Raw genomic sequence first — 20,019 nt, 5'->3', positions numbered from 1 at the left:
CGGAGGTTTTTGGCTGATGGCACTCCAGATCAAGAAGTGGTCAGAGATCCGGGAGTCATCGACTTAAGATTTTCGTGCAGCAGTTCGATGACCTTATCCTGCTTGGCGGCGTCGAGGTGCTTCCAAGTGATCTCGAACATCACACCGAGGCCGGGGAGCGCAGCTTCAGGACCGTCGATGGAACCTTCGATCATGCTGCGGAGATCACCTTCGGACTGCCCATGCACTTTATGAATAACCGCCTGCCGCAAATCAAGTGTAACTGGCATCATACAACCTCCTTAATAATTGAGCAAAGGGTTACAGGATATAATGTACCCTGTCTTGGAGCTGAAAATTCAAGTTTTTAAGGCCTTATGCTATACTGTGGGGAGATGCAGACAGCAACGGGAGGTACATGGATATGGCCAAAAAACAATATGCCATCATCGGCATGGGGCGTTTCGGCTCAAGTGTAGCCAAGGCTCTTAGCGGCATGGGGTTTGATGTGCTGGCAATTGATGCGGACGAGCAGCGGACACAGGAAATATCGACCATCGTGACCCACGCGGTAACCGCGGATTCCACTGACGAAGAGGCGCTGCGGGCGCTCGGCATTCGTAATTTTGATGTGGTGGTGGTCGCGATTGGGGAGGATATCCAGTCGAGTATTTTGACGACACTGATCCTGAAGGATCTGGGGGTTCCGGCGATTCTGGTTAAAGCGAAAAGCGAGCTGCACGGTAAGGTGCTCAGTAAGATTGGAGCGGACAAGGTCATTTATCCGGAGCGGGATATGGGGATGCGTGTGGCGCATCATCTAGCTTCCCCGAATATTTTGGATTATATTGAGCTGTCGCCGGATTACAGCATTCTGGATATGAAGGTATCCGGGCCGATGCTGGGCAAAAACCTGCTGGAACTCGACATCCGGGCAAAATATGGTTGTAACGTCATGGCGATTCGCAAGGGTGAGGAAATGAATATTTCGCCTCGCGCGGAGGATCGTCTGGCTGAAGGCGATATTCTTGTTATCGTGGGCCGGAAGGACAATCTGGCGAAGTTGGAAATGGCTTATTTGTAGGGGAACTGGGGCCGTAGAACCGTAGAACCTAGGGAGACATTAAGAACATTAAGAACATTAAGAACATTAAGAACATTAAGAACATTAAGAACATTAGAAACTTAGAACCGTTGGCGGTCTATTCTGAGGAAGGTTTGGACTTGCGGTCGTTGTTGTCTCAGGACTTTATGATTAACCGATTGTGGGGGAATATAGAGACAGAACAGAACATAATTCCCCACTAATGACTCAGACATGTAAATAACGGCGTTCTTGTATCCTGAGGTACAAAATGGCCTCTTGGTCATTATGAGTTCATCCATCCAGGAGACAAAATGCACCGGAAGGCTCAAATTTACTCTATAGGACATTGGGATAACGGGAATTTCTCCTGTTATTTTCATTGAATCTGCTTCTTTTCTAAAAATAACTGGAAAAACTCCTGTTAATCACCTTATTCTGTCCCAATTAAGCGATGGAGGAGGTGGATTAACAGGATAAATTCCCGTTATTTATGCTCAAAGCCTGGAAAGGGAAGAATTAACAGGATATTTTCCCGTTATCAGCGGTCGGAAAACCTTCCGAGCCCGTGGCGGCTTAACTCAGCAACTACCATTGGTTTTATTAGTTGATTTGAAAATGAAAGGAAGACCTTATGGAAATCATGTCTCCGCAAAATACGCGGGTAAAAGAGTGGGCCGGGCTGCAGGAGAAAAAGCACCGTGACAAGGCTCATAAATATATCGTTGAGGGTGTTCATTTGGTACAGGAGGCGTTGTTGGCGGAAGCTGATGTGGAGATTTTGGCTTATGATCTCGATAAGGGGATGCCAGCCGAGCTGAAGGATCACCTTCAGGCTGTGCAAGGCATGGAGGTGGTCGGTGTATCGGCTGCGGTCATCGCCAAATGCAGCAGCACCAATACACCGCAGCCGGTGTTCGCCATTGTGCGGAAGGAGCAGCACGGGGCGGAAGCTATCCTGTCTGTGCAGGATAGCTTCGTTGTGGTCCTTGACGGCGTGCAGGACCCCGGCAACGTTGGTACCATTATCCGCAGCGCCGATGCTGCAGGTGCGGATGGGGTGATACTGGGTCAAGGCTGCGCCGACCTGTATAATCCGAAGACCATCAGGTCCACGATGGGCTCAATGTTCCATCTCCCGATTATAGAGGGAGATCTCGGGGAGATCCTGCCGCAAGCGCGCGAGCGCGGGGCGCTGCTGGTAAGCACTTCGCTGCAAGGCGAAGAATCGTGCTATAGCCACGATTTTCGCGGCAGCCAGTGGCTGCTGATCGGCAGCGAAGGCAAGGGCATCTCGCCACAGATCGCGCAGCTCGTGGACAAGAGCATCATCATCCCGATGGCTGGCCGGGCTGAATCGCTGAATGCAGCGATGGCGGCCACGATTTTGCTGTTTGAGGGGATGCGTCAGCGGGGTTAATTAAACAATAATTCCTGTTTATGTTGTGAGTTGTAATTCATCTTGTCACCGTTTGGAACGTAGTTTGGCACAGGTTTGTAACGATTTTTGGCACAAGCATTTCAGTCCTGATGGTCAAGAAACCCTTGATTTATCAGGACTTTTTGAAATTTCCATTGAGTAATATCAAAGCTGCTCTAAATGACTAAAACTGATTTCAGGTGCAAAAGCTCGTTGAACAATTGTTGGCACAATTCGTAGTTGGAGGCGATTATTATTAACATTATCGGGTCGAAAATAAAACGATTACGAAAAATTTATAATCTTAATTAAACGGATTTCGCTAATGAAATTGGTATTTGTCAAGGCAGTCTTAGTGATCTGGAATCTGGAAAAAGCAAGCCGGCAATAGAGACTGTTATTTCAATTTGTACTGTTTTTAGGTGTTCTTATGAGTGGTTTTTTACTGGGAGGGAACATTCAAATATTGGGGATTTAAATAATACAATCAGTGAATTAGTGCAAGCTATTAAAGAACTTTCCCATAGTGAGCAACATGAATTATTAACAGTTGCAACACCTACATAATAAAATTATCAACGAACTTTCTTGAAGGTGATCTTAGGGAGAGAAAGTATCAGACTTTCATCGCTTCATTAACGGGTAGGATAGCTATCAGGAGAAAATAAAATATTAAGTATTAGACTGAGGAAATGAACCTGTTGTATTTGAAAAAAAGATTAGACTGGAGGCATTGACTTGATTTTTGAATTGAAGAAACATCTGTTTTTGATAATGAGCTTTTAAAAAAAGGAGAGGCAGACTAAAACCAGTTAAACAGGTTTATAGACTGCCTCTATCGTTATTTAACTAATAGTTTACTATAGTTAAACAAATGATAGAGCTATTGTTTAACTATCATTGTCATCTTGAAGTATTATCAATGGCAGGATTTACTGAATCCTCAGATAGGTCTCTAATTTTTATCATTAATTCTTTAAGTTTGTCGATTATATCGTCAAAGTGATCCTTTACTGCATAAACATCCGCACTGACTTCATTACAAATTTCTTCAAATTTATCGTTAGCTTCGTCTGCAGCGATTTCTAAGTAATGCTCTAACCACTCCTCATCAGCAATACCACTGTATTCTTTATCAAATATATCTATTGTTTCATCAGCTCTATTGAAAATAACATAATTATAGAAATTAGTGTCATATTCAATTAACTCAATAAAGGAATCCGCATGCATACTTTCGCATATGTCTACCATATAAGACAGAATATTGATTGTTTTGTCGTCATCAGATTCAATACTTTCAACTAAACCTTGTATACTATTTAATTCATTAAGGTCATGAAGTAATACGTAAATATCATCTTCAGTAAAACTAGTTTCGTCTTCTATGAAGTAGAAGATACCTTCTCGATTTACACTAAAAAACTTATCTTTATAACTTTCAAAATGATTTAGCATTCTTGTCAAAATACTCATAGTAAAGAGTCGCAACTGGTCATAATCATCATTAAAGTATGGAACTGATTCATCAATAAGCTTTTCAAAAAAAAGTTCATACAGCTTTACTATAAACTCCTTATCGCTAACTAATACCCCAGATTCATAGTTCTGGCTGCTTTCAACAGAGTAGTTTTCTGAACCAATATATATAATGTTTTCGGTACCAATAATTTTCGAATGATTGTTAAAGTTGAAGTATGGAAGAATTACAGCATCAAAATCTGCGGGATTTAGCTTTTTAAGATAAGCATTAATATTCGCGCTGGCCCTTTCCTTAAAACTCTTCCCTTTTGGGCTTGATGCATAAAAACTCATTCGAGCAGGAATATTTGAAACGAATTTGATATCAACGTCCTCGTTGAGTTTTTGAAGTCCCTCAAAAAGTGGGTCATCTTTTTCTGAAAAAGAGATATTGAACGTCGCTATTCTGATCTGCTTTGCATATTGAAAATCATCAAGAACATCTTGATAACCAAACTCCCCTTTTGTAGCTATGAAAACACCTTCTTTGAAAGATAACCTCGTAATCATCAAAAACACCTCTCTTCTCATGTATTATGAAAGCCTTCGTACATATACGATTCAACTATATGTTATGCCATTCACATAAAAGTCGTCTATAACAAGTTGTGCTAAACAATATGATGAAGGGAAAGTGGTGTACAAAACTAAAGTAGAGCCGGAACATCATTCTGGAAAAGCATTCAAGGCAAAGTTAGATTGTATGTATAAGCATAATAATAAAATAATGCCAATAATATGTATATTTATATAAAAAGAACATTTGTTTGGAAGGTGGAGGAGAGAGAAATGTCGAAAGTTGAAGAAAGGTTGTTTTAAGGGAGGGAAAGACGTGGGTGGTACCAAACAACACACTGCAGCTGGCCAGATGGCTGGATACTTATTTCAACCAGAAAGGGCCTTGTACTGGTTAGCCAAAAGCTCAGATGGATCTCAGATTGGTATTGAGACAGAAGACGATATCGTAATAAAAGCTATTAATAATGAGATTACCGGTCGGGAGCAAGACAAGCATTCAACCTCAGATAACATTCCGTTTGGGGACAGCAGTAAAGACCTTTGGAACACCCTTAGAATATGGTGCATGGCAATACAATCAAATGAAGTCAACGTAGAACAATGTCAGTTTCATCTTGTAACCAATAAAATATTACCGGAGGGTATAACTAAAAGATTGGGGAGGGCAGCAACAGACATTGATGCTAAGGCATGTTTGGAAGAACTGAGGAGGAAAGCCTTCACATTACCCGATTATATCTCTGAAATTGGTAAACAAGTTTGTCAGAGTGAGGACACAGTTTTACTGAAATTAATAAAAAATATAGTTGTTTCTGATAGTGCTGATGGTGCACATGGTAGTGAATTAAAAGATCAAGTGCGCTCACTTCTATTAATTCCTTCAGATGTACCTTACGATGAAGTATATAACGGATTGTTAGGTTGGATACACTCATGTGCCTTAAATGCGTGGAGAAATCGAAAGCCGGCTTGGCTACAGAGAGAATTATTTACTCTTTATTATCATAGACTCTTAACAAAATACAAAATCCGACCATTTATTGAAACAGCTAAAAGCCTTATGCCAGTTTCAGATGGTGAGAGAAATCATTATATGAATGAACTATTTGTAAGGCAACTTTACTTGCTTTCATTTGAACAGAGTGATGATCTACTAATTGATGCAATTGATGATTATTTATGTAACGCAACTGAACGGACGCGTTTTAGCGTAGCTGGTAATTTGACTAAGGAAGACTTAGAGCTTTTTGATGAAGCATTGAGCGAGCGATGGCAATTAATCCACTCTGTAAAAAAACAAACATTTAAAATTAAAAAGCGTACTAGTGATGATGTTCAGACATTGGGGGAACTCATTGGACTTGAGGTGCTGTCTGAGACCCTTGACCATAATGAGAGCTTGGCTGGGGTGGCTACTGAACAGTCCTATTTGACACGTGGTAGTTATCATCACTTAGCGAATCAGATGTTGGTTGGGTGGCATCCAGAGTATGCTCAACTCTTAGGGGGAACAGATAAAAATGCTAAATGAATATGATGCTGTTCAAAATCCTGCCCTAGGCGCCCTGTTGCTTTGGACTTTTGTTAATGAGTTCTATAAGTCTTCAGCGGAACAAGAAGGCCCTATACTTCCGCATATAATGCTAGTTTTGCCAATCTTGTTTAATCAAGATTTTGTCGAAAACATTTATAAAAGGAACAAGAAAGGCGGTCTTTATAACGCTCTGAATGATGAAATGGCGCTATTTATAGGGGTTCAAAATAGAATGCAAACAATGAGCGACATAACTTTTAAGTCTTTAAATGTTTGTAGTTCTGCAAAAATCGTTCTACTGGACAAGAATAACTTTCAGTTTATCCCTGTACGGACTAAAATCCCGGACTATAAACATAATGAAGGTATACATAAAATGTTGGCTGCTGCAAAACGGCTGGGTTACTGGTTTGCTACAATTGAATTAAATCAATTAAGCGTGTTATTAAAAGTGAGGTTTTAATTATGAACTTTAAAATAGAGCAAATTGTTCTTTGGCCGAAAGATATTACTAAGCAAACGAGAAAACTTATTTTTAAACTGGATAAGGTAAATATAATCACGGGGGATAGCCAAAAAGGGAAATCTTCAATTATTCCAATAATTGATTATTGTCTGGGAAGTAGCAAGTGTACAATTCCGGTTGGTGTTATTCGTGAGAAAACAGAGTGGTTTGGGCTTGTTATTGTAGTCGGTTCAAAGAGAATGCTCATCGCACGTAAGGAGCCAGGGATTCACATCCAAAGTGCAGAGGTATACATAGACGATGAAATAACAATTTTAAATGAGCTACCAAGACCATATGGAAAGACAAATACTAAGTCTCTTAAGAACAAACTTAATGAGATATCTGGCATGCCTCAACTTACACTCTCCGATAATTCAGACAGCGACTCTCCTGGTAAGAGGGCTAGTTTTAGAGATTTTTCTGCTTTTCAATTTCAACCCCAGCATATTGTAGCTAATCCATATACCCTTTTCTTTAAAGCGGATACTGCTGAACATCAAGAGCGATTAAAAAATATCTTCCCTTTGGTACTTGGCGCAATCGATAAGAAAACCTTACTACTTAAACAAGAGCTTAAATTACTGGAACAAGAGTTGCAGAAAAAACAAAAGATCCGCAATGAAATGAGGCGTATCTCAAATAACTGGATTCTTCAATTGAGGGATTATTATTCAAAAGCTAGAGAATACGGTTTACTTCATAATGCACCTGATGTTTCTGAACATTGGGCTGCGTATAGATACATCACGTATCTTAAGGAGATTTCTACTTCACCAACAAGAAGAATATTACAAGTTGAAAAGAATGCTACCGAGAGGGCAGTTGATGAATTGAATGCACTCACTGAAAATGAGATCGAAATCTCCAGAGAGATTGGAACACAAAGAAATAAGTTATATAAATTTACAAATCTGTATAAATCAGAAGGGCAGTTCCATGGTTCACTAAAAATACAAGAAGAAAGAATTGAACCCGTCAGATGGTTGGCAGATTTGGTTGGAGAGGCGGAGGTCTGTATATTTTGTGGGGCAGTAAATAATAAAGCCCATGAAGACCTTCAGCACTTAAAAGATCACCTCGAGAAAATTAATGCTTCATCCAACTTCATAGAAAGCTCCTATGGCATCTTAGATAGGGAAATTATAAAACGAAAAACTATGCTTTCAGAACTTGAAGGGTCACTAAATACTGTGCGAAAGCAGAAAGAACTGCTTCAAGTCAGATCAGAGGAGCTGCGTAAAATTAGGCAAACCGAGAATGAAGTATACAGATTTCTGGGCAGATTGGAAAAGGCATTAGAAGATTATGTTTTAGTAAATGAGGATGACACACTTCAAATAGAAATTTTTGAACTTGAGCAGAAAGTTAATAGTATCAAACAACAAATTGATCCTAAAAAACTCAAGGATAAATTAGAACGTCAGATCGATAGGGTTTCGCAAGATATAATGCGGTATGCAAAGCATCTAGGTGTCGAAAACCCTGATGACACTATCTTACTAGATACTGTTAATTTAACTTTACGTAAGAAATCAGGAGGGAGAGAAGATTTTCTCTGGGAAATTGGGAGCGGAGCAAACTGGATGGGATATCATATCGCTACGATGCTTGCATTGCATGATCACTTCTCAAATCTTGATTGGAATGCAGTCCCGCAGTTTTTAGTGATTGATCAACCCAGTCAAGTATACTTTCCTGATAAACTTCAAAAATTATCAGATATAGATTATTTGCCAGAAGATATCTTAAAGGTACAAAAAATATTTACCGCATTTGATTATCATTTTAGTCCACGGAGAGAGAATCCAACTCAAATAATCCTTATTGAACATGCTGACGAGATTACATGGCAGTCACATGAGCATATTGTACATGTTGTAAAGAGATGGAGAGACGATGATCCGTCAGAAGATAATGCATTGATTCCTAAAGATTGGCTGACATAAATTCCTTTAAGCATTGAGGCTAAATGCAATACTTGTAAAATGAATAATAAAAGGAATAATTCTTTGCTAAGTGTTTATGTTTTGAATATTAACGTATTCTGTGTGGATTTATCATAATTGGGTAAAATAAAACATAGAATAAACAAGGTTTTTAAGAGCTGAAGGTGTTAAATTGTATTCGAAGAATAGAGTCATAAAACAAAAAAAATAGAAGGAAAATTAATAATAAAATATACAACGGAAATTGATTCGAAAACTGGTAAATAATTTGTTCGATAAAAGCTACATAAATTGGTACAAAAAATGGTCTAGAATATTTTTGAAATATCAATTATAATTTCAAATATAACAGTGATGCTATTAATCAAAACTTAATAGCAAAAAAGGTCGTTTCAACTGCACTCAAGTGTCTCGTTTATTTATAAACTAAAAAGACTGCGATCCTCGCGAGAACGCAGCCTACTAGAGTGTAAATGCAGCCTTGACTCTGTTGAGATGGCAAAACAATTTCTCTTACGAAAAAGCACTTTAGCTTAGTGGGCTAGTGCTTTTTTCGTTTGCTCAAGTAATTAAATATTCGAGAACAAATCTTATGCACGAATTTAATTAACTCTATTATGCCACTTGTGATCCCAACAACTGCACTAAGCAGATAGATAAGATTTATCAAGGCAATCCCTCCCTCCATAACACAGAGCAAGGTACTGCATGTCCGCCTCATTATTAAATTAACTTATAATTTTGTGTTTGTAAACCATATTTTCAAACCCCGTGCCAGGCAAGGATTACCCATAGTTATTCACGTTATATCCACAAGTAATCCACAGCATGATCAAACCATAAAGGTGATTAATTTCACGTTTTTGTCACAGTTTTCTGGTGACAAACACCTTATGTCACATTTTTTAAATGTGAGTGTACTAATTCTTGCAGGCCGTTCTTAAATGCGGTTCTTCAGTTGACAACGTTTTGCGAGATGCCCGCCCCCTCTACATTATTACTCCTTTACACAATATTATTATATCATATATCCAAATGAGTACACAGAACATACGTTTGCCATTGCATCCTGAAAAATGGCTACCAAACGGAGTCGAAGGAGAAAAATTAAGAGAACATAAGCCAGCGGTCCCGAAGCGCTAAAAAGAAAATACACACAACACATAGATTTTTTAATGATTATAAAACTATATATGTAAAAACAAGATCGTTAGTTCGTAATTTCAAATTGACTTCTTCCAAAAACTGGATTACGGTTGTATATAATAAATGGATCTTTAGATCTTATATTTCTGCTTAAATGTGAGATGGATTTTGGCCTAATATTTTTATACAGTTAGTTTTATTGGGTTATTTGTAGATAATTTGAATTAAAAGGGGAATCGCAGTTGAATAAGAAAAATCCAAAAATCATTAAACTTGATGAAATGGAAACAGCAAGTAAGTACATTAGAAAAAAGTATCGTATGGGTTTTTGGGGGTTAGGTATTCTAAAACTAGGAGATATAAATAAATTAAGAAGTGATTTAGTAAAGGATCACACAGAATCGGAAATGGTCTCCATTAAGGCTAGCATTGATACTCAATTCGAACATTATAAGCAACTCACGTCTATTATTGCTATTCTAGCATTAATTTTTACTATGATTTTTACATCTATAAATACTCAAATCAATTTTACAATGAAACCGATGGATTGGATTTATAATGCTAATCAAGAATTAAATAAAGAAATAAATAAAAATATGAAACCTGATGAAAGAACTGAAAATTTAATAAAACAAACCAATGAAATGGCTTCGGAATACTTTAAAGTTACAAAGGCAGCATTCAACGCTCTACAGATGAATATTTACTTTATTGCTGTCTTTTTGATTTTGATAATTTACACTTATTTTGGACGATTTCGTTGGATTGTATTAGTCAAAAATATCATAGAGGAAGCATTGAAAGAGAAGAAAAAAGAAAAAGACCAGGATGAACGCAAGTGTAAGAATAGAAATGAATTGAGAATGCAAAGATTAATGAAATAAAAGCGAGAAGGATATATCTATAAGTATAAAAGAGATAATTAAATTCACGCAATACTAATTAAGGCATCCGTCAGAAGTTAAATTCTGATAGATGTCTTTTTATCTTGCAAATTGATAAAGTAGGACTCTTTGTATACTTTTAGATTCAAACGTTGATAATGTTAAAAGTTCTTTTGAATCTAGAGTAAAGGGGTTTGATTGTGTCATATAAAGAGATTTTCGACCTTCACATACAACTACTTTCGATCTATGAAAAAACATGAGGTCTTCATTTCCATATCAGCGGGAAATTAATTATTACAAGAGGCAGTTGTATTTCACCCAGGATATTGTTCAGCGAATATTCGTATTAAACCAGTTAATCAATTTTCACGAGAAGAGTAGAGCAGAGCAAATAAAGTGGTGTTCTAAAGAGTATTTTAGTACATCAGAGTAAGTGATGTAATCCTCAATTTAGGTAGAGGTGAGTATAATAAAACGATTTACAATCCGGAGTAAATTAGCTAAATGCGAATCCCTGTCTAGCTATCTAACAAGAGCAGCAGGTACAAATGGAAGAGATATTGTAGGTTTGCTCGAAATGGTTAAAAGAAACGAGGACTATCTGCTTCATTCTGGAGATTTAAAACGTATGGATTTTTTTCCAGCGAGTATGTTGAATATTGATAAGCTTTGTGAGATGACAGGGTTAACGAGAGTTGATGTGAATAGAAGCAGTTTTACAAATTTGATTAGAACTTTTACAGACTCAGAAAACGGCGAGCAGAGTAAAGTACTAAAGGGGATGTTACGTGAGGATCTACATTATTGTCCTGAATGTATCGCAAATACAAATTCTATATCTTTACATTGGAAATTGAAAGGTGTAGACGTCTGTACTGAACATAATAAACAGTTGATGAATAAGTGTGGACACTGTCATTGCTCTGTTTTGTATCAGGATATCCGAGTCATTAACAGATGCCCCTACTGTAGTGGATATCTATCCAAAGTTAAAGATAGCAGAGAAATAATTGATCAAAGTAATGTAAAACAACAAGCATGGTTAATTGAAAACTGGAAACATCTTATTGAGTATACTGGTCGAAGTTTTACTCCATCCGAAATTGCAATTAAAATGGTGTATATATTGAATGGCCAACAAGAAAAATATAATAAAGAACTGATACGGAAAAGTCGATACTCTGGATGTTTGGAGTATTTAATCCAGTGTGCTAGAGGTACATTATCTAAAAAATGCGCAGTACATATTACTGCACTGTTTTCTGTACTTTATGCAGCGAACTTACATGTTCGGGATTTTCTTGAATTAAATGTACCAGAGGGATTTATACACTCACTTCATGAGAAAAGTATTGGAGAGATAGCTGCAGGTACTGCCTGCATAGCCCCCTGGTGTGAACGGTATGGGGTAAGAGGAGAATTAATTTCGACAGGAATCTTTCATACTAAGAAAGGCGGGAAATCTTTATCCTATTGTATGTTCTGTCCTTCTTGTGGATGCGAGTATGCCTTAGATGAGGACAATCATCTTGTAGAGCGTTCCTATTTTATAAAGGCGTATGAGATCTTATTAAATCGAAATATCAGTAAACTTAAATGGCCGGAAAGAATAAAGGTTATGGGTCTTAAGCGAGGGCGTATTCAGCGTGTTCTTGCTTACTTTCAGATTCGTGACGTACTTGAACTGGATGGTATTAAAAAGCCGGTTATTAATGAGGAATTGTTAGAAAAGTTTGTTCAGGAACTTGATAAAGGAATAGATTTAGCCAAAATTCGCTTTTCGAAAGAGTGGGTTAACTATGACCAGTTTTTAGTACATCGTTATCACCCTCTGGTTGTTCAAGCGTTGTTTAAATCGTACACAAAGCCAAAAACACAAGACAGTGATCCGATTTTTAGAGCGAATATTAATAATACCTGCATGAAACTTTTAGAACGTGATGCCGTCATAAACTTACCGGCGGTCGCTAAAGCGTGGGGAGCTTCTGCCACAACCATCAGAAACAAAGGCTGCTCAGACATAGTAGAACTTTATAGAACGAAGCAGTTTGAAATGAAGCGCGGAAAAGTCAGCATGAAGATAGAGCAGAAAGTCACTAGATACCTGGAAGAACATAAGGGCGAGAGATTGAAAATGAAAAATCTCTATGCTGCTACCCATACTGATTATGCATCACTTAGAAGGTATGCACCGCATTTAATAAAACAGATTAAGAGTAACAAAAACGTATTATTGAGTTGAGTGTTTGCTAATAATTTACACGGTTTTTTTCTGAAAGAACAAAGTTAAAAGACTCACAGAGTAGGATTTATCGACAGAATCCTACTCTGTGAGTCTTTTCGTTTTTATTGAATTTTTTAGAGTGTCACTGCGATTTAAAGCTACTCAGAAGGAAAGAAAGTCCTTTTTTTAAAAAAAGAATTGTAAATCATGAATTACATGTGCATCAAATAATCAGTGTTTTAGTGGACTTTATAAATTCATTAAATACATTAAATGTATATCTTGGTTTACATGTATAAAAATACAAATTAAAGGCTTAAATGATGATATAATTATCAATTAGCGAGGAGAAGAGAGATTTGCGTGAGAATACAATCATAACTTTGAGTTATAAAGAGTTGTCCCAAATCGTTAGCATATACTTCTCGCAAAAACTAGGAAATCAAACGCCAACAGAGTTCAGGATTTTCATTACTCGCGAGGGGGTGGATTTTGAAGTGAAGCTTTGGACGAATGAGAATGTGGAAAAGTTGTTAGATTTTGATTAAATGATGCTTAATTAGAAATTGTTTTTTACATGATTAACTTAGATGACGTGAACCAGACTCTTAAAAAGCCCCATTAAACGAAAGCAGAGTGAGAGAAAAAGTATGGACTGGTTGCATAAAGATTGGATCTTGGAAGATCGACTCTACTCCCCCAAGAGACGTATCGATAATAAAATTAGCTGGCAGAGACCGCATATTATAGGTGAAATAAAAAGCACTAAAATGGAAGATCGTGATATGGGGTATCATTCCTTAAATGAAAAATTGTTTTACTATTTACTTGAGCTCGATCCAGAAGTTATTCGATACTATGTCCAGCCTGTTGAAATAGCAATCAAGCATCTTGATTCTGAAGGACAAGTGAAAAGTTGGATGCATGTACCAGACGCCCTTGTTTTCCGGCAAAAGCAACTACCCCTGCTTGTACAAATCAAAGAAACGCCTAAGGAACAATCAAAAACATTCTTGCGATGCAATCGAGCATGTTCATTACATGCTCAAAGAACAGAGTGGAAGTACCAAGTGATTTATCCTAAGACTCTCCCAGAGAAAGTATTGATTAACCTTAAATTCTTATCCCAATTCCGAAAATCCCGGAAGTATTATAAACAATGGATTGGTCAGGTGATGAATAAAGCAAGTTATTTAGAAGGTGCTAGTATTATTGAGCTTGCCTTAAGTTTCTCCGGATTAACAGACTATCGCATTATCCTTCCACTTATTTTCCACCTTATAACTAAAGGGCAATTAGGGGTTAATATCCTTGAAAAAGTTTCAGAACAAAGTAGATTTTCAGTAGGCAATGTGATGAATCCATTTGAGTTAGCTTTTCGGCCAGGAGGTTATCTGGATGAAGTTACACAGTTTTAAGGAGAATATGGAGTTTCAGTTAGATGGGATCAGATATAAGGTGACTGAGATTGATCCGCCGAAAGTGTTTGCTGTCGCTACAGGATCTGTTGAAGAAGTAGAATTCAATTATTTTGAACTTATCAATCAATCAACATTTTATTCTGCTGATACCTTGATTGATAAAGCTCTTCAAAAAAGAGAAGAGAAAAGGTATGTTTCACTACTCGACACTTTAGATGAAAAACAAAAAAAAATAGTTCAAGATCGCTTTGATTTAATTGAACCGATCTTGTTGTTAGAAAAAGCAAAAAGTGGGGATTTCCGAGCATTAACTAAACTTAAAAGTAAATATGGTCAATACTTCGAACAGAAGACATACACTAAAATGTCACAAGAATGTTTAATTGATTTAGTGGCCGAAGTATACAACTTATCTAATCGGACTATCAAACGAAGACTTAAAGAATATCGAAAAGAAGAGTCTTCGCTCCCTAATCAAGGTGAGCAAGGATTAATACCTAAAGTATTTAACCAAAATTCTAATCGGAAAGATTGTAAAGTCTTAGAGATATGTCACCCTAAAAAACCAGATCTTGTTCTTGATACTATAAGGGTTAAGCTGCTTGATGAAGTACTACCTATTATCAAGGAGGTAATTGAGAAAGAGTATCTCACCCTCAAGAAGGATACAGCTACAACCGTGTTCGAATCGATTGAAGTTAAATGTAGTAGAAAGGGAATTGAGGCTCCTGGTTATGACACGGTATATAAAATATTAAAGAGACTAAGTCCGGAAATTCGCTCACGAATGAGGGAGGGACGAAAAGGAGACGAGGCCTACAACGAAGTAACCCGAGGATATTCTAACCAAGAGGCTATGTTTCCGTTACATATTGTTGAAATTGATCACACACAACTGGATATTGATGTGTTGGATGAAAGGTCCGGACTCGTTATCGGAAGACCCTGGATAACTCTTGGAATGGATTTGTTCAGCCGAGTGGTATGGTGCATGGATGTTTCCTTTGAACCTCCTTCAGCAAATAAAGTCAGACAAGCTCTTATGCATGGAATGTTCTTTAAAAATGTAAAGAGGAAGTATAACACAATAAATGAATGGGATGTATGTGGAATTCCCAATATTATTTACACTGATAATGGCCCGGAATTCAAGAATGCAGATGTTAAACGAATGATTAAAGAAACATTGAAATCAGAACCTCAATATCGACCGGTCAAAACACCTCGGTATGGTGGAGCCATTGAACGCCTTTTCGGTACCATAAATGCTCAACTTATTCACCGATTAGCTGGTACCCGTAAAGGAAGTGTTCAGGCAAAAGGAGATTATGACTCAGAAGCTGAGGCGATTTATACTCTAGAGGATATTCGAGAGATTTTAACTGTCTATATCACTGATGTCTACCATTATCAAGTTCACAAAGGACTTCCGATTTTTTCACCAGTACCCATAAAGAGATATTATGACGGGTTACAAAAAGTAGGTTTTCCTGAATGGGTTGATAAGGAAGATGAAGAGTTTTATCGAATGGAGTTGCTGCCGGTAACCTTTAGGCCATACACACGTGATGGTGTCCGCTTTGAAAATATTATTTACAAAAGTACTAGTAAGGTTAAAGGTTTAGTAAAACCAAGAGCGTTCAAATACAAAATTAAATACGATCATAGCGATGTATCGATTTTATATTTACTAGATTCAGAGACCGGAGAATATTTAGAGTTAAGACCACAACGGGAACTGTTAGAAGAAACGGAGGGCATGAATCGATACACGTTCTTAAAAGCCCTAGAAATATTGAAAGAAAAAGGACTGTTGGAAGCCCGGAAGATTCCTGGAGTTAAAAGTATTAAGAAAGCTAAAGAAATGCTGGCAGAAAGAGTGCTGCAGAAGGCGAAAACTAGAAGAAAAGAAAGAGCACAGGCAGCACGGATGAACATGGATCTTCCAAACTCAAGGCCGCCAGCTCCGGTAAAATCACCTAAGAAAATATCAGTTAAAGAGATGTTAGCGCAATTCAAAAACAAGGGAGATGAACACATTGGATAAACAATCAACAATTTTTGAATCTCAGACAAGTTTTGCAGAACGGGTTGCAAATCTTCATATCCTGCATCCAAAGGTAAAGAAAATTTGGTCACTACTGGATTCTATACGTCTTCACAATTCGTTTCAAGGAGGAAAAAGTTCTCCTAGGCATCGTTTTATAATTGGACTTTCTGGGGTGGGAAAGACTCAAATGATGGAGCGATATGCAGAGAAATATGAAGGGTATACCCATATTGATGAGATAGGGGATGAAGTAGATATTCGGCCTGTCTTGTACGTGGATTTACCTGATCCATTTACCATAATGGAATTTTACCAAAGCATTGTATATAGCTTGAATGCGCCACAAATTCCAGGTCGGCCATCTATGGGTGACGTTAAAAGACAGGTTTTTACCTTACTGGATAAACAAAAGGTTGAAATGGTTGTTTTGGATGAAATGGATCATATACTGGCATCGCGCTATGTTAAAAATGAAGAGGCAATGAGTGCGATAAAGCATCTTTCTAACTACGGGGGAGTATCCGTTATTTGTGTAGGTACACCGGAAATTGAAAAGTTGAGAAAATTGGACTCACAGTACTTCCGCAGAAACCCTCCTACAAAACTGGAGCGATTTAAAGAGTGTGATGATGAATTTCTTCATTTGCTAAATTCGATAGAGGAACAACTAATGCCACCAAAACCATTATTTTTATCGGATTTGTCTGCAGATATGCCCCTCCCACAAGTTCTTCACAAGATTAGTTACGGGTTAGTCGGATATCTTACACCGATTCTACAGGAAGCTTTTCTTCTTTTGGGAGTGTTTGAACCTGATTTTGACGAGGAGACAGCTGTGTTAGATCTGGGGTTAGTTTTGGAGGAGGCTTATATCAATGTTATCGGTGAGGTTGGGGAAGAGGAACTAGAGAAAATGATTCTGATAGATTGATGAGCTGGAATTAAGAATAAAGTATTGAAGTTGCAGCGAAGCTGTTTAGCTTACTGCAACTTTTTTATGTGATTTTAACAATCAGATTTAAGAGGTGTAATAATGAAATTTGGTATTCGACCAAAGCCTATAGAGTTTGAATCGCTGACTGGATATTTAGAGAGAGTTGCATATATGAACGGTGTTCCATTTTTTAGGTTGGTGAAATTAATCCGTAAGGAATTAAGTCGCGGGAGGGGGTTATGTACATACGACTTCTCTTCAAAATCTTATGCCAATTTAGGCCTTTTCTCTAAGATAGTTGATCAACCTTTAAAAGTTATAATGAAAATGACTATGCAACCAATCTATAATCTTTTCAAAGAATTTTCTCGCGATATTTCAATTGCGAAGCTTTTAAATTCTAAAAATCGTTTTTTTTGCCCAATGTGTTTATCTGAAGGAGTTACTCATCTTCTTATATGGCAAGTACGTGATATAAAAATATGCCATGTTCATCATATTAATTTAAAAAAACAATGTGATAATTGTAAGCATATCCAGCCTTATATAAATCAAAAAGAATTATCGCGTAGATATTGTGAAAGATGTGAGGAAGACTTATCTTCTAAGAATCAAAAACTAAGTGAAAAATTATCATCAGATACTATTGAAGAACAATTGAATCTATATGAATCCTGGAGATATCTATTTGGAGAAGATATTTCCTCTACTCCAGCATTCATTGAGGACAGATTTGCATATTGCTTAAGGCTCATATACGTAATTGAAAATGAAGGTGAGGTTTCTAATCAGAACGGAATATCTCTAATAGAAGAAGAAAAAAAACTAATGCTACAACAATTAAAACAAAATCTGGTCAATTATGTAGCATCATTAAAACGTACATTTAAAATTATCAAGTTAAAAAATATATCGCTGGATAAATTCTCAAATCTTGTTATACCACCTGAATACTTACAAAATTTTTCTACTAACTTTGTTCCAAAACGCATAGGGGAAAGTATAAAAGTATGTTTGGCACCATGGTGTAAATCATATCAATATAATGATTCAATGGTCGATTTGCAAAAATGTAATAATAAAATAAATCGAAACGGTATAGCATTTTTTGACCCTGCTATATGTCTTGATTGTAGCATGTCTTATGGGATAATTGGAGGAAAGGTTTGGAGTGAAATAGATTGTTACATATCCAAAGGATACCATACTGTACTTCCCCTTTTGGAAGACGGGTATAGTATCAATAAAATAGAAAAAGAAGAAGGTATACCAAAGCGGAAAGTACTAAGATGGTTGGGGTACTTTGCTAATAGAGGACTTATTTCAAAGTCATATATAAATGAATTTAAACCAAAATTTTCAGATCCGAAGTTTTCTGTAAAATTGATCGCCCTTAACAAGAAGATAGAGTGGGAAGCAAATAAAAACTATGGATGGGCAAGGAGGGACTTTTTTTATTACTATGGTAGTAAGGAGGTCATGGAACATATTGCTTTTTCATCTGCTAAGTTGCAATTACAAACTTCTGTAGTTAATGCTGCTCTTAATGAGTTGAAAAAGAATAAAACTGTGATAAATAACACATCTCTTGCTAACTTACTTAATGTTAATTTGCAATGGGTTGGAATGAATAGCTTTAGTGAAATTGTAAAAGAACATAGGTATAAGCAAAACATGGAATTCCGTGAGGAGTTTTATCAAAAAGCTGAGAATTATGTAAAGCAAAGATATCAAAGTAGAGGATTATGTATGGATGAATTTTTTAAAACAATTGGAAAGAGTAGGGAATGGATTGTGAAATATTATCCTGAGTATAAGGGTTGGGAAGAAGAACATTTAAAAATTCATAAAATAAAGTATATCGAACATATAACGATGCGCCGTGCAGAACAAACAAGTTTAATAATTGACGATTTGATTGCCGCGGGAAAAAAGATCACTAATCAAGCGATTGCAAAAAAATTAAGAGTTAGCACGTCGACAGTCCGAAAAGATCCCTATATTCAAGAACTTATCGAGAAGTATTACATGAGTACGACAGCTTCAGAGAAATGACAGTATTAAACACACGAGAAAATGTCTAAACATGTTTATGATGAAGAATTGTCATTCTATTTAGATTACAAAGATCATTTAATGGATTAGCTATTCCTGGAGTAACCCTCGATATATCAAGTATTGGCCGCACCGCATTGGACAACTATTATAACCGGATGTATAGTAAGAGTTTTAAACGACTTGCAAGTTATAAAAAAGATCATGAGGTCCTGACAACTCGAAGATTTCCTTCTTGGAAAGGCATACTCATAGAAGAGCCGAAGACTATACAGCTGATACGACTCATTTACATTTTGAAAATATGCTTAATGTATAACAAGAAAGTAGCTCGGAATGTTGAATTATTATTGGAAAATCAGCATCCTAATATTGTTCAGCTGTTCGGAAATGACATTAGAGCTATACGCTGGGTCCAGGATTACTTGGATGTCCCCGGAATTGCTGGGTGTGAGGAAGGCAAGGATTTGAATACACGAGATGATCCATATCCATTCTTTAAAAGAAATGATTATTCAGATGAACCAAGATTTTGTGATTTTATTGCTAAGGAAAAAGGATTTAACCCTGATTTTATGAAAGTGCTTCTGGATCATGTGTTTAAGCAATAGGTTCGGAGTTAATGTAAATCCTTATCGGTGAACTCTCAATAGAGAGATAACTCAAAAAACCCCCTTTTGCCTTAAATCCGGCTGAAGTGCACCCCTTAGAATAGACATTGGATTAAACCCCTGGTTTAACCGATGAAATTCTAGGGGGTGCATTTTTATGCCAGCGGTTAAGGGACA

At 37.0% G+C, this 20,019-nt stretch carries 15 protein-coding genes and 1 pseudogene; 14 read left to right on the top strand and 2 right to left on the bottom strand.

The window, feature by feature from the left end; translation table 11 throughout:
- Positions 1–29: 29 nt before the first annotated feature.
- On the bottom strand, positions 30–269 hold the full coding sequence (locus tag ACFVRY_RS28785) for a small acid-soluble spore protein SspI (protein WP_387503702.1): 240 nt from the start codon (positions 267–269) through the stop codon (positions 30–32).
- A 95-nt stretch (positions 270–364) separates the two neighbouring features.
- Here ACFVRY_RS28785 and ACFVRY_RS28780 point away from each other — a divergent pair, with 95 nt between their 5' ends.
- The 3 genes and pseudogenes from ACFVRY_RS28780 to ACFVRY_RS28770 form a co-directional block, all read left to right on the top strand.
- Positions 365–1,063 (top strand): potassium channel family protein, encoded by a 699-nt coding sequence (locus ACFVRY_RS28780; protein ID WP_286155114.1) that lies wholly within the window; start codon positions 365–367, stop codon positions 1,061–1,063.
- A gap of 634 nt (positions 1,064–1,697) precedes the next feature.
- Positions 1,698–2,483, top strand: coding sequence for a TrmH family RNA methyltransferase (locus tag ACFVRY_RS28775; RefSeq protein WP_387503677.1), 786 nt, complete (start codon positions 1,698–1,700; stop codon positions 2,481–2,483).
- A gap of 327 nt (positions 2,484–2,810) precedes the next feature.
- Positions 2,811–3,050, top strand: a pseudogene (locus tag ACFVRY_RS28770) (helix-turn-helix domain-containing protein); the annotation flags it as partial.
- Positions 3,051–3,386: 336 nt separating this feature from the next.
- Here ACFVRY_RS28770 and ACFVRY_RS28765 read toward each other — a convergent pair.
- Complete coding sequence (locus ACFVRY_RS28765; RefSeq protein ID WP_387503676.1) at positions 3,387–4,514, bottom strand: hypothetical protein; 1,128 nt, start codon at positions 4,512–4,514, stop codon at positions 3,387–3,389.
- A 322-nt stretch (positions 4,515–4,836) separates the two neighbouring features.
- Between ACFVRY_RS28765 and ACFVRY_RS28760 the strand changes: the two genes are divergently transcribed.
- The 11 genes from ACFVRY_RS28760 to ACFVRY_RS28710 all read left to right on the top strand — a co-directional run bounded on the left by ACFVRY_RS28760 (position 4,837) and on the right by ACFVRY_RS28710 (position 19,842).
- Positions 4,837–6,054, top strand: coding sequence for an ABC-three component system protein (locus tag ACFVRY_RS28760; RefSeq protein WP_387503675.1), 1,218 nt, complete (start codon positions 4,837–4,839; stop codon positions 6,052–6,054).
- Positions 6,044–6,520 carry a three component ABC system middle component gene (locus tag ACFVRY_RS28755; protein ID WP_171721100.1) on the top strand — a complete coding sequence of 159 codons (477 nt, stop codon included), beginning with the start codon at positions 6,044–6,046 and terminating at the stop codon, positions 6,518–6,520. Before ACFVRY_RS28760 ends, ACFVRY_RS28755 begins: the two co-directional genes overlap by 11 nt.
- A 2-nt stretch (positions 6,521–6,522) precedes the next feature.
- Positions 6,523–8,511, top strand: coding sequence for a DUF3732 domain-containing protein (locus ACFVRY_RS28750; RefSeq protein ID WP_387503674.1), 1,989 nt, complete (start codon positions 6,523–6,525; stop codon positions 8,509–8,511).
- A 1,388-nt stretch (positions 8,512–9,899) separates the two neighbouring features.
- Positions 9,900–10,544 carry a hypothetical protein gene (locus ACFVRY_RS28745; protein WP_387503673.1) on the top strand — a complete coding sequence of 215 codons (645 nt, stop codon included), beginning with the start codon at positions 9,900–9,902 and terminating at the stop codon, positions 10,542–10,544.
- Between the two features lie 463 nt (positions 10,545–11,007).
- Positions 11,008–12,789, top strand: coding sequence for a TniQ family protein (locus tag ACFVRY_RS28740; RefSeq protein WP_387503672.1), 1,782 nt, complete (start codon positions 11,008–11,010; stop codon positions 12,787–12,789).
- Between the two features lie 341 nt (positions 12,790–13,130).
- Complete coding sequence (locus ACFVRY_RS28735; RefSeq protein WP_387503671.1) at positions 13,131–13,319, top strand: hypothetical protein; 189 nt, start codon at positions 13,131–13,133, stop codon at positions 13,317–13,319.
- A gap of 102 nt (positions 13,320–13,421) precedes the next feature.
- A complete protein-coding gene (locus ACFVRY_RS28730) occupies positions 13,422–14,189 on the top strand; it encodes a hypothetical protein (protein WP_387503670.1) in 768 nt (255 codons plus the stop codon).
- Positions 14,170–16,239 (top strand): hypothetical protein, encoded by a 2,070-nt coding sequence (locus ACFVRY_RS28725; RefSeq protein ID WP_387503669.1) that lies wholly within the window; start codon positions 14,170–14,172, stop codon positions 16,237–16,239. Before ACFVRY_RS28730 ends, ACFVRY_RS28725 begins: the two co-directional genes overlap by 20 nt.
- Positions 16,232–17,173 (top strand): TniB family NTP-binding protein, encoded by a 942-nt coding sequence (locus ACFVRY_RS28720; protein ID WP_387503668.1) that lies wholly within the window; start codon positions 16,232–16,234, stop codon positions 17,171–17,173. The genes ACFVRY_RS28725 and ACFVRY_RS28720 overlap by 8 nt, the downstream gene beginning before the upstream one ends.
- A 102-nt stretch (positions 17,174–17,275) precedes the next feature.
- Positions 17,276–19,231 (top strand): TniQ family protein, encoded by a 1,956-nt coding sequence (locus ACFVRY_RS28715; protein WP_387503667.1) that lies wholly within the window; start codon positions 17,276–17,278, stop codon positions 19,229–19,231.
- Positions 19,232–19,542: 311 nt separating this feature from the next.
- A complete protein-coding gene (locus ACFVRY_RS28710; RefSeq protein WP_387503666.1) occupies positions 19,543–19,842 on the top strand; it encodes a hypothetical protein in 300 nt (99 codons plus the stop codon).
- Positions 19,843–20,019: the final 177 nt, after the last annotated feature.

It is taken from the genome of Paenibacillus sp. NPDC057934, from assembly GCF_042887565.1.
In the GTDB taxonomy this organism is placed as follows: Bacteria; Bacillota; Bacilli; order Paenibacillales; family Paenibacillaceae; genus Paenibacillus_AQ.
Note: the sequence above shows the minus strand (reverse complement) of the source record. Positions and strands in the feature narration are given on the sequence as shown.